Source organism: Pluralibacter sp. (assembly GCF_019237635.1).
Classification (GTDB): Bacteria; Pseudomonadota; Gammaproteobacteria; order Enterobacterales; family Enterobacteriaceae; genus Enterobacter_B.
The window spans coordinates 25,998-39,121 of the sequence record NZ_JAFAGS010000184.1 but is presented as its reverse complement, the minus strand read 5'-3'; the positions used below and the strand labels follow the sequence as shown (position 1 = coordinate 39,121).

General features: G+C 54.9%; 11 protein-coding genes and 1 tRNA gene. 8 read left to right on the top strand and 4 right to left on the bottom strand.

Features of this window, described 5'->3' with window-relative positions:
* Positions 1-12 precede the first annotated feature (12 nt).
* From tssF to JO226_RS21945, 7 genes are all read left to right on the top strand, one after another.
* Complete coding sequence (tssF, locus tag JO226_RS21975; protein WP_296407441.1) at positions 13-1,776, top strand: type VI secretion system baseplate subunit TssF; 1,764 nt, start codon at positions 13-15, stop codon at positions 1,774-1,776.
* Positions 1,731-2,834, top strand: a complete 1,104-nt coding sequence (gene tssG, locus JO226_RS21970) for a type VI secretion system baseplate subunit TssG (RefSeq protein ID WP_296407438.1) — start codon at positions 1,731-1,733, stop codon at positions 2,832-2,834. The genes tssF and tssG overlap by 46 nt, the downstream gene beginning before the upstream one ends.
* A complete protein-coding gene (tssJ, locus tag JO226_RS21965; RefSeq protein ID WP_296407576.1) occupies positions 2,815-3,351 on the top strand; it encodes a type VI secretion system lipoprotein TssJ in 537 nt (178 codons plus the stop codon). The genes tssG and tssJ overlap by 20 nt, the downstream gene beginning before the upstream one ends.
* Entirely contained in the window at positions 3,344-3,796 is a 453-nt protein-coding gene (tssE, locus tag JO226_RS21960) for a type VI secretion system baseplate subunit TssE (protein WP_296407436.1), read from the top strand. Before tssJ ends, tssE begins: the two co-directional genes overlap by 8 nt.
* A 49-nt stretch (positions 3,797-3,845) precedes the next feature.
* The gene (locus JO226_RS21955) at positions 3,846-4,244 is read left to right on the top strand and encodes a hypothetical protein (RefSeq protein WP_296407434.1); all 399 of its coding nucleotides are present in this window, start codon (positions 3,846-3,848) and stop codon (positions 4,242-4,244) included.
* Positions 4,245-4,322: 78 nt separating this feature from the next.
* Positions 4,323-5,567 carry a GIY-YIG nuclease family protein gene (locus JO226_RS21950; protein WP_296407432.1) on the top strand — a complete coding sequence of 415 codons (1,245 nt, stop codon included), beginning with the start codon at positions 4,323-4,325 and terminating at the stop codon, positions 5,565-5,567.
* Between the two features lie 46 nt (positions 5,568-5,613).
* A complete protein-coding gene (locus JO226_RS21945) occupies positions 5,614-6,996 on the top strand; it encodes a VasL domain-containing protein (RefSeq protein WP_296407428.1) in 1,383 nt (460 codons plus the stop codon).
* A gap of 15 nt (positions 6,997-7,011) precedes the next feature.
* Here the strand turns inward: JO226_RS21945 and JO226_RS21940 are convergent, their stop codons facing one another.
* Positions 7,012-7,701 (bottom strand): DUF6538 domain-containing protein, encoded by a 690-nt coding sequence (locus JO226_RS21940; RefSeq protein ID WP_296407427.1) that lies wholly within the window; start codon positions 7,699-7,701, stop codon positions 7,012-7,014.
* A 117-nt stretch (positions 7,702-7,818) separates the two neighbouring features.
* Positions 7,819-7,894, bottom strand: a tRNA-Phe gene (locus JO226_RS21935).
* Between the two features lie 581 nt (positions 7,895-8,475).
* Between JO226_RS21935 and JO226_RS21930 the strand changes: the two genes are divergently transcribed.
* A complete protein-coding gene (locus tag JO226_RS21930) occupies positions 8,476-10,611 on the top strand; it encodes an ornithine decarboxylase (RefSeq protein ID WP_296407426.1) in 2,136 nt (711 codons plus the stop codon).
* Positions 10,612-10,646: 35 nt separating this feature from the next.
* On the opposite strand, the gene JO226_RS21925 is transcribed toward JO226_RS21930, so the two are convergent.
* Together JO226_RS21925 and JO226_RS21920 are read right to left on the bottom strand one after the other, a co-directional pair.
* Positions 10,647-11,333: a response regulator gene (locus tag JO226_RS21925; RefSeq protein ID WP_296407425.1), complete on the bottom strand. Its 687-nt coding sequence runs from the start codon at positions 11,331-11,333 to the stop codon at positions 10,647-10,649.
* On the bottom strand, positions 11,318-12,937 hold the full coding sequence (locus tag JO226_RS21920) for a sensor histidine kinase (protein WP_296407574.1): 1,620 nt from the start codon (positions 12,935-12,937) through the stop codon (positions 11,318-11,320). The genes JO226_RS21925 and JO226_RS21920 overlap by 16 nt, the downstream gene beginning before the upstream one ends.
* Positions 12,938-13,124: the final 187 nt, after the last annotated feature.

Sequence of the window (13,124 nt, the reverse complement as noted above, 5' to 3'; positions counted from 1 at the left end):
GAACAGAAATAAATGGAAGATTTGACCCTGCGTTATTACGACGCGGAAATGCGCTACCTCCGTGAGGCGGCTAAAGAATTTGCCCAGACCCACCCGGACCGGGCCGCGATGCTGGATCTGGATAAGGCCGGCACGCCCGATCCGTATGTTGAACGTCTGTTTGAAGGCTTTGCTTTTTCGATGGGGCGACTGCGGGAGAAGATTGACGACGACCTGCCGGAGCTGACCGAAGGGCTGGTCAGTATGCTCTGGCCACACTACCTGCGTACCATTCCGTCACTCTCTGTGGTGGCGTTCACACCTGCACTTCAGGCCGTGAAGATGGCGGAAGTGATGCCCGCAGGTCTGGAGGTGTACTCCCGTCCGGTGGGACCTAAAAATACAGTCTGTCGCTACCGCACTACCCGCGATGTGATGCTCAACCCGCTGAACATCTCAGGGGTGACCATGACCACCGAGCCTGACGGTCGCTCGCTGCTGCGAATGCGTTTTGCCTGCAGCACCCAGGCGGACTGGTCCCATGCTGATCTCAGCCACCTGAGTCTCTATCTCGGCGCAGATGCGCCCGTCAGCAGCCAGTTGCACCTGATGCTGACTAAGCGGCAGGCCGCCCTATATATGCGGCTGCCCGGACAGACCGATCGTATTCGCCTTGACGGGTACTTCTCGCCGGGAGGATTTGCGGAGGAAGACGGACTGTGGCCGAAAGGTGATACTGCCTTCAGTGGTTACCAACTGCTGCTGGAGTACTTCACCTTCCGCGACAAGTTTATGTTTGTCCACCTCAACGGCCTGGACGGCATTACACCGCCTGCCGGGGCAGAGTACTTCGACATTGAAGTTGTGTTCAGCACGCAGTGGCCATCTGACCTGCCGGTCACCGATGATGCCGTTCGCCTCCACTGTGTACCTGTGATTAATCTGTTCACCCTGGAGGCGGACCCGCTCATCATTACGGGACTTGAAAGTGAGTACCTGCTACGCCCTAAGCGTCTGCAGGACGGGCATACTGAAATTTATTCGGTGGATTCGGTTACCGGCTCAAACCGGACCAGTGATGCAGAGTACGTACCGTTCAGCAGCTTTCGTCACAAGGGCGGGATGATGCGCCGTCATGCGCCGTCCCGGTACTACCACACCCGTGTAAAGCGCGGCGTCACCGGGCTCTATGACACATGGCTTATCCTTGGCGGGCACCAGTGGGAAGATGACCGCCTGTTTGAGCGCGAAGCTGTCTCGCTGCAAATCACAGGCACCAACGGTCAGCTACCACGCCGGGCATTACAGAGCACGCTGCTGGACCGCTGTGAGCAGGTGGTACAGACGCCGCTGTCGGTGACAAACCTCTGTAAACCCACGCTGCCAGTCTATCCGCCTGCCGAGGACCGTTTCCACTGGCGGGTGCTGAGCCACCTGGGCTCCGGGTTCCTGAACATGATGAGCACCGCCGAAGTGCTGCGCGGCACGCTGGAGCTCTATAACTGGCAGGAAGATGAACTGAACACCCGGCGTCTGGAGTCGATTCAGCATGTGGAGCACCACCGTCTTCAACGTTTTGAACAGGGCTACCTGCTGCGGGGGCTGGATATCGAAGTGACCCTCGACAGCAACGGCTTCACCGGTGAGGGCGATATTCACCTGTTCGGTGAAATGCTCAACCGGTTCTTTGCGCTGTATGCCGATATGAACCAGTTCAACCAGCTCACCCTCATCGTACAGCCAGAAGGAAAATGCATTCGGTGGAAAGAGAATCACAGTCCACGCCTGCCCGGCTGATGGAACAGCTGCGGCAGTACCTGCCGTACATGAACTTTTATCGCTTCTGCCGGATACTGGAACAGAGCCAGCCGGATAAACCGGTCATTGGCAGCAGCTGGCAGGTTCGTCAAGAGCCGGTACGCTTCCGGCCCCATCCGGGCATGGGCTTCCCGGCATCTGAAATCAAAGGGATTGAGCAGTCTGAGCATTCGCATCTGCCGCCGACGGTGCGCATCACCTTTATGGGACTCTACGGCGTGGAGTCCCCGCTGCCGACGCACTATATCGATGACATTACCCAGCGGCGGGAAGGGTATGAGGCCACTGCGGATTTCCTCGATATCTTCAACCACCGGCTGATTGCCCAGTACTACCGCATCTGGCGTAAATACTCGTACCCGGCGGCCTTTGAAGAAGGAGGGAAGGACAAAACCTCGCAGTACCTGCTGGGACTGGCGGGGCTCGGCATTGACGGCTGTGCACAAAACATTGCCACCCCGGCCTCACGCTTTCTGGCGCTGCTGCCGGTCATGTTGCTGCCAGGTCGGACTTCAGAGGGAATGGCTTCGCTGGTGCGCCTGCTGGCACCCAACACGAAGGCGAAAATCTGGCACCACGACAAACGCCGTGTGCCGCTGAAGAAGCCCCTGACCATGAGTGTGCGCCAGCCTGTCACCCTGACAAACCGTCCGGTGATGGGCAACTATGCCACCGACGTAAACAGCCAGGTGCTGATGCGCCTGACGACCACAGACCCGGCTGAAGTACAGGGCTGGTTGCTGGGCGGCGACCTTCACGCCGACCTGATGGCGCTGCTGCATGTGTATCTTGGGGCACGGCTGGATGTCCGTCTGCAGTTGTGCGTCGACCGCAGTCTACTACCGGACGCGAGAATGAGCACGAAACCTGAAGTGGGCGCAGTGCAACTGGGCCGTACCGCCGTGATGCGGCCGCTGAATGCGGCCAAGACCGCATCACACCCAAAAACAATCACCATTAATCTGGGCCGCTATGAGCGGGTACAGGAAAATATTCACCGCAGGGAGACCGATGAAGATGGCGATTACCGCTGGTAAATTTTCTCTGGCTGCACTGGCCGCTGGTATCACCTTGATGCTGGCGGGGTGCGGGCTGACTCAAAAAGTGACGGACGGCACCGTTGCTGTGACCAAATCGATATTTTATAAGCAGATAAAGACCCTGCATCTGGATATTCGGGCCCGCGAGGCCGTGAACAGCAATGCCGGTGGTGTGCCGCTGTCGACGGTGGTGCGTATTTATCAGCTAAAGGACCGCAAGACCTTCGACAGCACGGACTACCCGTCCCTGTTTAAAGCCGACAGCCAGGCCATTAAAGCAGACCTGGTGGCAGAGAAAGATATCCGCCTGCAGCCAGGTGGCGCGGTGATGGTCAATATGCCGATGGAGGAGAGCGCCCAATATGTGGCAGTGGCCGGGATGTTTATGTCACCGGACCAGGTGAACAACACCTGGCGTGTGGTACTGAGCCGTGATGACCTTGATCCGGATAAGGCACGCGTCATCGAAGCAGGCAACAACCGCCTGAATCTCCAGGCGCTGAAAGATGAGTGAGTTATCCCGTCCTTCACTATATGAAATGCTTTACGGCAACGTCACTGGTGGCCTCGACCTGCATCAGGTCAGTGAGCAGAACCAGGTCATATTGTCAGTGCTTGACAATATGCAGCGTATCCTCAACTGCCGTGCCGGTACGCTGGCGCATCTGCCTGACTACGGCCTGCCGGATATGACCAAAATCCTCCAGGGCATGCCGGGAACGGCCCATGAGCTGATGGGCACATTGTCTGCCGTCCTGCTCAAATATGAGCCACGCCTGAAAAAAATAACGGTTGTCCTGCGGGAGCAGAACGTTCCAGGTGAACTGCGTTACGCCATTGATGCTGAACTCAGGGGCATTGGCCTCGTACGCTATGGCACGGAGTTTATGCCCGAAGGGCGGGTTCTCCTGCGACATCTTAAGCAACAACAGTATCTCGACACGACAACCCGTCTGTAAGGGCAGATAGCTTAGCCTCGAAATAACGCAATAACTTACGGATGCAACGATGAAAATAATAAATCTCTTTCTGGTGTTTGGTGTATTTATCACCCTGCAGGCTGAGGCTGCACGTGGAAGGCAGCCCTGTTCAGGCTCAAAAGGTGGCATTGCACACTGCACATCGGATGGCCGTTTTGTTTGTAACGACGGGAGCCTGAGTCAGTCGAAGCGATTCTGTTCCGGGTATGGTGACACCGAAACTCGCCAGCAGGAAAAGTCTTCCGCCCTCGTCCGCAACGCGCAGACAAAAAAGGTGAATACCTCGAGAAAACCGATGCAGCAACGCGTTACAGAAAACAATGAACCGGTCAATACACAACCCCGACAACCCACATGTGCTCCCCTCTATATGGCCAACAAACCCGGGTTCACCCATTTACCGATTTGTTCGGGAAATCAGTATTAATCCGGTGTGGCGAAGGTCCCATGACCGTTATTCAGATTAAATAATCAGGATTGTAAGAAGAAAGGAATGAAATAAAACATGGCACGAAGAAAGAAAGATGACAATGCTGCAGGTATTATCCTGGTTATTCTTGGCGTAATTGCTTGGGGTGTTTATGTTGCGGTAAGAGCATTAATTAACCTTAATGAGCGATTTATTGAATCCGTATCGAATCCGGCAGGCGTCATTGCTCTGTTCTTTGGTTTATTGATTGTCGTTGCGCTGATAATACGGGTTTTCATTTATCGGGGCTTCAGGAAGAAAACAGCGGAGCATGAACAGGCTGTGTCGGACCTCGTTCAGAAAGAGAAAGCTTTTGAAGAGACGGTCAGTACTGAAGTGTCCCGTGGGCTGCACAAGGAAAAGAAACAGCTTTCTGGTCAGTGGGATGAATTTCACAATGCCAGAAATAAAGCCTCCAGGGCACTGCAGCGTATTGTGGACTCTGCGTATAAATTCAAAATTAAAACACTGCTTTCCGGTACCACGGTAAATAACTGGCAAAGTAAGTACGACCAGCTCAGAAAAGAGAGAGACGCTTATGCTGCTATAAGCGAGAAAATCACCTTTCTGGAACTGGAAGATAATGCCGACTGGGAAGGCGTAAAACAGCAGTTTCTGGATAAGGTCGCCCTACTGGAAAAAGCGCAGGAAGAAAAAGAATACCAGGCTGAGCTCAAGCGTCAGATGCGGGAAGAAAAACAGCGTCAGGATGAGCTGGAGCAGCAGCAGCGCGAAGCGGAAGAAGAGGAGCAACGCCTTGCTGAGCAGCAGCGTTTGCTGGAAGAGGCCCTGCTCGCTGCTGAAGGTGTTCACAGGGAAGAGCTGGAACGACAGCGTCTGGAGCTGGAGCAAAAAATTCAGGACGTACATCAACAGTATGAACGCGCCAAATCTATGGCACAGCTCACGAAACAGGGACATGTGTATGTGATTTCGAATATTGGCTCTTTCGGTGAAAATGTTTTCAAAATTGGTATGACCCGACGACTGGAGCCCATGGAGCGTGTGAAAGAGCTAAGTGGGGCAGCCGTGCCTTTCGATTTTGACGTCCACGCCATGATTTCCTGCGATGACGCCCCTGCGCTTGAAAAGACGCTTCACGACCATCTGGAAAGCTACCGGATTAACAGGATTAACCTGCGTAAGGAATTTTTCCGGGTCGAGCTCAGCAGAATTATCGATGAAGTGGAACGTCACCACGGGCAGGTTGAATATATTGCTGACCCGGTGGCGCTACAGTACCTACAGAGTCTCGAATGTGCAGAAAGCGAAGCTGCATAAACGATAACTTTCAATAGCTCCTGGTACGCCAAATGGACGACTGGTCATGAATGACATCACCTCATGTAAAATTAAAACTGGCGGCGACCCGCGCACGCTACCAGATTATACCGCTCTGCGCGATGAACTGAGTAAGCTGACACATCCGGCTCGTCCGGATGTGAACTGGCGATATGTCGAAAAACTCTGTCTCTCACTGTTTGAGCAGAACGGTGTGGAGCTACAGACTGCCGCCTGGTACACGCTGGCACGTACGCAATTGGCCGGCTTATTCGGCCTCAATGAAGGTCTGGCGATACTGGAGGCGCTGATAAGCCATCAGTGGGGCGTGCTCTGGCCGCAGCCTGTCCATGCCCGCATGGAAATCCTCAGCAGTCTGAGTCAGCGTCTGCAGCAACTGATGCGTATGCTTCCGCTGAATTATAGTGATCTCAGCCAGCTGTATCGGGCAGAGCAACTGCTTACCAGTCTGGGGGAGGTTTTGCAGCGTCTGGAACTTAAACATCTCAGCCAGTTCGATACGTTGCGTACCCTGATGCACAACAGTGCTGTCCGGCTGGAAAACAGCGATGGCATAACCAGCACAGGGCCGAACATTCAGCCAGGTATTGTGTTACCTGCCACCGTGATGAATGGTGCGACAGCATCCACGAGAGACCTTGCTGGTGGTCCTGCTGAAGATACGCCAGACAGTGCAGTGAAGTGGGTGTACGTTGCGCAGCCCGAACACCAGGCAAATGTTGAAGTACTGGCGGCAATGCCCGCTCCGGTAAAGTGGAAACCCTTCGCTGCCGGGATGTGCACCATGCTGGTGATAAGCACTGTCGCTGTGTGGGGCTGGCAGCATCTTTACCGTCCTGATCCACTACAGACCCGGCTTGCAGCCTCAATGGCACCATTACCTGCACCTCTTACACCTGAACAACTGGAGATGTTGCGCCAGCAGACTCCGTTACCGAAGGACCTTATCACCCAGACACAGCAGCAGCTTGCCCGGCTGGATAAATTACCACCTGACTGGAATATCACATACGCCAGAAAACTTACAGAACAGGCTCAGGTGCTGTGGCCGGAACAGGCTAAGCCCCTGGTACAACAGTGGCAGCAACAACTTAATGCTGCGGCATTACCAACAGAACAACTGAATGGCTGGTATCAGGGAATGACAACGTTACAAAAACTGAGTGACCGCCTGAACGGGCTTGATGAGCAGAAGGGCAAATACATGACGGTCAGTGAGCTGAAATCTGTGGTATTTTCCACCATGCAGTCATTTAACAAATCGATACCGGCTGAAGAGCAACTGCGGGCATTGTCACAAAATCCTGAGAGAGAACCTTTACCTGCCGTTGCCCGGGCTCAACTGGAGATGCATCTGAAACAATTGACAGCTCGCTATGCTGAAATACAACAGAATGCATCAGAGTAGAAATGGTGCTAAAAACTATGAGTGATTCAGTTCGTTATCGTAATCACGGATTCGCGATGCCTCCCTGTCAGGCTCGGTGCGGCTGATGTGTGCTTTGTAATGCTCGAACAGACCCGCGAAGGTCAGGCTATGCTTTTTCTGTGTAGCAGTGATGGCGGTGTACACAGGAAGTTCATCGATGATGTACATTTCCGCCGCACTGAGCCTGTGCTCTGCCAGACGCCATGCGAGCTTTTGCCGCCATGCTGCAGTCAGTACTGCTGGCGTCCACCGAAGGGCTGCTTCGAGTTCTGACTGCATAAGTTGAGTGACAAGCTGGAAATCTGCCTCGTCTGCCTGTCCACCTTTACGCAGACATTCACTTAACTGCTCGTTATCAGCGGTCAGGCCATAGCCGTAATCGTATTGCCGTACATAACGTGCTTTGATGATTTCCGGTTGTTGGAGAATTCTGGTCATCCATACCGAAGCGATCACCTCTGTGTCATCCGGTGTTACTGAGCGTTCAGCTCGGGCGTTCTGGATGATTGCGTTAATTTCAACCAGAGCGGCAGGGGCTTTGAGTGTGGCTTGTTCAAGATCTTTCGTTGCAAGAGAACGTTTTAGTTCACCTTTGCCGATAGCTGGACATAGTTCCTGAGGAACCGCTTTGCGGATGTAGTAGGTGCCGTTTCGGTCTTTGGTAGGTTTTGTCATAATGCCCATTTTGTACCACCGGGAAGCGGAGCCGGAGGAGAGATAAGGGCGGTAAACTACCAATAAACCAACAAGTTGTTGACTCAGAAAGCAAAAACCCCCGCCGAAGCGAGGGTTATAAATGAGTGGTGCCCGGACTCGGAATCGAACCAAGGACACGGGGATTTTCAATCCCCTGCTCTACCGACTGAGCTATCCGGGCAACGGGGCGCATTAAACCCGATTCAGCGCCCCCCGTCAACGAAATTTGTCATTTTCGTCGCGGACTGCACAAACTCTCGCCATTTCAGGCAAAAAAACGCGTTCAGGTGGGGGCGAGGGGCATCATCGGCATCGCGTCAGTGAGAATGACGCCATTCTGCTATCTACCCGGTTTTATTGCATTACTATTGCTGTGAGTTGCCATCTTTAGCGGAGTTTTCGTGTGGAATGTGCATATGTATTTCACCTTGCGCCCTGTGGGGAAAGGTGCCATGATTGCGCGAATTTTCTCCTTTCCATCCATACCCGGGGCCGTCAGTATGTTTGATTCAACAAAACATCCGCTGCACGCTTTCGCAACCTTGCGAAGGTTCCCCTGTATCACCACACCCTCGTCCGCGATGCGTATCGTTCGGTGAGGGGCGCGTACGCTCACTGCCGGACAGCACTAAAACCAGACGCACTCTGTTTTTACTGATGTCTCGCGGTCGGAGCTGGTCACCAGTCGGACCCTGACAGTTTGTGGGCAAGGTAGCTACCTGGCCCGGGCCTTTTACTCTCCCGAATCGGGTATTCGCGCTTATGAAATCAATGCACATTGCCGCCAGTCTTGAGCTGGTTTCCCGTCTGTCCACACACCGCCAGATTGTGGCGCTGGACGGTACCGATTTTACCGACATCGCGGCAGTCGTCATTACCGTAGCGGACAGCCGCAGCGGCATTCTTGCTTTACTGAAACGTACCGGTTTTAATCTGCCGGTTTTCGTCATGTCGCAAGAGGAAATCGAAACGCCGGACGGTGTCGAAGCGGTTATCAGCGGCAGCGTCCAGCAGTGGCTGGAGGTAGAAGCGGCGGCATGTCGTTATGAAGAACACCTGCTGCCGCCGTTTTTCGACACGTTGACCCGGTACGTCGAGATGGGTAACAGCACGTTTGCCTGTCCGGGTCATCAGCATGGCGCATTCTTTAAAAAGCATCCGGCGGGGCGCCAGTTTTTTGATTTTTTCGGTGAGAATATTTTTCGCGCCGATATGTGTAACGCCGACGTCAAGCTCGGCGATCTGCTGATCCACGAGGGCGCAGCCAGGGATGCGCAGAAATATGCCGCCAAAGTATTCAATGCCGATAAAACCTGGTTTGTGCTGAACGGCACCTCGGCGGCGAATAAGGTGGTGACCAACGCGCTGCTGACGCGCGGCGACCTGGTGCTGTTCGATCGCAACAACCATAAATCCAACCACCACGGGGCGCTGATTCAGGCCGGGGCGACACCGGTGTATCTGGAGGCGGCGCGTAACCCGTTTGGCTTTATTGGCGGGATTGACGAGCACTGCTTCGACGAAAAATACCTGCGGGAGCTTATTCTCGAGGTGGCGCCGCAGCGGGCGAATGAACCCCGACCATTTCGCCTGGCGGTGATCCAGCTTGGCACCTATGACGGCACGGTGTACAACGCGCGTCAGGTCGTCGATAAAATCGGCCACCTGTGCGATTACATCCTGTTTGACTCGGCGTGGGTGGGCTACGAGCAGTTTATTCCGATGATGGCGGACTGCTCGCCGTTGCTGCTCGATCTTAACGAAAACGATCCGGGGATCTTCGTCACCCAGTCGGTGCATAAGCAGCAGGCGGGTTTCTCACAGACTTCGCAGATCCACAAAAAAGATAACCACATCCGCGGCCAGGCGCGATTTTGTCCCTATAAGCGGCTGAACAACGCCTACATGCTGCACGCCTCGACCAGCCCGTTCTATCCGCTGTTTGCCGCGCTGGACGTCAACGCCAGGATCCACGAAGGGGAGAGCGGACGCCGCCTGTGGGCCGAGTGCGTGGCGCTGGGCATTGAGGCGCGTAAGGCGATCGTCGCTAACTGTAAGATGATCACACCGTTTATCCCGCCAATGGTTGACGGGCGGCCGTGGCAGGAGCATCCAACGGAAACCATCGCCCGCGAGCGCCGTTTCTTCAGCTTTGGCCCGGGCGAGCGTTGGCACGGCTTTGAGGGATACGCGCAGGATCAGTATTTTGTCGATCCGTGCAAGCTGCTGCTCACCACGCCTGGGATCGACGGGCAAACGGGGGAGTATACCGACTTCGGTATTCCGGCGACCATTCTCGCGCACTACCTGCGTGAGAACGGCATCGTCCCGGAAAAGTGCGACCTGAACTCCATTCTCTTTCTGCTGACTCCGGCTGAAAGCGCGGAGAAGATGGCGCAACTGGTGGCGATGCTCGGACAGTTCGAACAGCATATCGAAGACGACACGCCGCTTGCCGACGTGCTGCCGACGGTCTACCACAAGTATCCGGTGCGCTATCGTGACTACACGCTGCGTCAGCTGTGCCAGGAAATGCACGATCTCTACGTCAGCTTTGACGTGAAGAGCCTGCAAAAGGCGATGTTCCGCAAGGCCAGCTTGCCGCCGGTGGTGATGAACCCACAGGATGCCAATACGGCGTTTATTCGCGGCAATGTCGAGCTGGTGCGCCTGAGCGATGCTGAAGGCCGTATCGCCGCGGAAGGCGCGCTGCCGTATCCACCTGGCGTGCTGTGCGTGGTGCCGGGCGAGGTCTGGGGCGGCGCGGTGCAGCGTTATTTTCTGGCGCTGGAAGAGGGCGTCAACCTGCTGCCTGGCTTCTCTCCGGAGCTACAGGGCGTCTACAGCGAGAAGGATACCGACGGCATCAAGCGGCTGTACGGCTACGTGCTGAAGTAATCGCTTTCTCTGCGACCCTCTCTTGTCAGAGAGGGTCAGGCTCGCTTATACAGCCGTCGCGGATGGCCAATCTTGCCGTACAGCATCTCCACCTGTAAAAAACCGCTCTCCACGCAGTGCTCCAGATAGCGGCGGGCGGTGGTTTTACTCAGACCCGTTTCGCTGACCACCTCATCGACCGAAAAGCAGTAGTCGCCGCGTTCCTGAAATAGCGTCTGTACCCGCGTCAGGGTTTTTTCCTCAATCCCTTTGCTGCCGTTGTCCTGACGGTAATTTTTGGCCTGTAGCTGGTAGAGCGAATCCACGTTTTGCTGGTCAACAATCTTCCAGACCCGCTGCTGGTCGTGAAACTGCACGAAGCGCTCCAGCGACTGACTCAACCGCTTCCAGGAGACGGGTTTGAGGATATAGTCGAACGCGCCGTTGCGGATAGCCTGGCTGCAGGTATCCATATCGCTTGCCGCAGTGATAAAAATCACTGAGCAGTTGGCGCGGCTCAGTAGCGGGGTGCTGAGCATGGTGATGCCTTTGCCGTCGGGCAGATAGTTATCCAGCAACACCAGCTGCGGCTGCTTGTCGTTGAGCAGCGTCTGGGCCTGGGCAAGCGAGGAGGCAATGCCAACCAGCCGCAGGCGCGGGTGTTTCTGGATAAGTTCCGCATGGAGCGCCGCCAGCTCGCTCTCATCTTCAACGATGGCGACATCAATTAATGCTGGTTGCATAGTTCGTCTCTCGCCGGAGCATTTACCGGTATAAATACGGAAAAAATAGCGCCGCGCGGGGGATTATCGGCCACCTCGATGGTGCCGCCCACCCGCGTGACATAACTGTCGATAAGATACAGCCCAATGCCGTGATCGCCATCGGTTTTTGTCGTGAGGCCGCGTTCAAAGATATGCTCGCGAAGCTCGGGCGAGATGCCGATGCCGTGGTCGGCCACTTCAATAATCAGCTCGCGATCGTTAAGCAGGATCAGCACCTCGACCGGTTCGTGCGGCAGCGGTGCGCGCTGGGTCGCCTCAATGGCGTTATCCAGCAGGTTGCCGATAATGGAGATGACGTCGGACTCCGTCAGGTTCGGCACCGGTTTATCGATGCCGCAGGCCGGGTCGAACACCAGCTCAACGCCTTTTTCCCGCGCCCGCGCTGTTTTGCCGAGCAGCAGGCCGCACAGCGTCGGCGAGTTAAAGCGCGCGGAGAGGAAATCGAGCAGCTCCTGCGCGTGTTCGGACTGCGCCTGAATGTAGCGAATGGCCTCATCATAGCGCCCCATATGCAGCAGGCCGGAGAGGGTGGCCATGCGGTTTAGCTGCTCGTGGCGCATGATGCGCAGATTATCGACATAGCGTTTAACCTGGCTTAACTGGGCGCTCAGCGAATCAATTTCGTTGCGATCGCGGAAGGTGATCACCCATCCCTGCAGCGACGCCTCGAGCATGATCCGCACCCGGCTGGCGAGCACCGTACGCTGGTTGAAGTGGCACACTTCATCGTGGGTGTCTTTGGCCAGCATCAGTTGCGGGTCGAAGAACGGCACCGGGGCGATAAGCTCATTGATGGGCAGCCCGCGCAGCCGCCGTGTCGACTGGCTTACCCCTAACAGCTTGCGCGCCGCCTGGTTTATAACCTCGATATTCAGGTTTTTATCGATGGCGATAACCCCTTCGTAAATCGACTCCATCATCGCCTTTTGCTGACGCACCAGCAGGCCGATTTCGCGCGGCTCCAGCGAGAAGATCTGTTTTTTAATGCTGCGGGTAAAAAACCACGAGAACACGAACAGAGCGATCAGCAGCAGTACGGCGGCGATCAAAATATTGACCATCTTGTTGACGGTGATGGTGTCCAGGTAACTGGTCAGGTAGCCCACTGACACGATGCCGATGACCTTTCCATCATCGCTGAAAATAGGAACTTTGCTGCGCAGCGAAATACCGAGCCCGCCTTTGCGGATGGTGATGATGCTTTTTCCCGCCAGCACTTCGGCGTTATCGCCGCCGACAAGCCGGGTGCCGACGCGGTTGGCAAAGGCTGAATGGTACAGGTGCATGGCGTGATCATCGCCAATGACAATAAAACTGGCGTCGCTGTGCTTTACCAGTTTTTGCATAAATGTATTGATCGCATTAATATCTTTATCCTGAACGTCCTGGCGTAACGTCGGAATAAGCGCAATCTGTTCCGACTGTATTTTTGCCCGGGCGCTCATTTCCTGGTAAAGCTGGCGGCCGACGTCGACATAATAATAGCTTCCCAGCAACGCAAACAGGATCGAGAAAAAAGCAACCAGCGATATAAACAGTTTTATCTGAAAAGAGAGCTTCATCATCAGCACGCGCGTAGCCAGGACCAACGCGCACTGTACCATCGTTTCCAGCCCTGACGCGGGTTTTGACAAAAACTTGTGATCTTTTGCACACCCGCTTGCGGTGTGGTGTCGCACGGAATAAAAACCATAAAAACCACGCTAATAAATAAGGCGTTTATCACAATTAATAATACAAACCATAAAA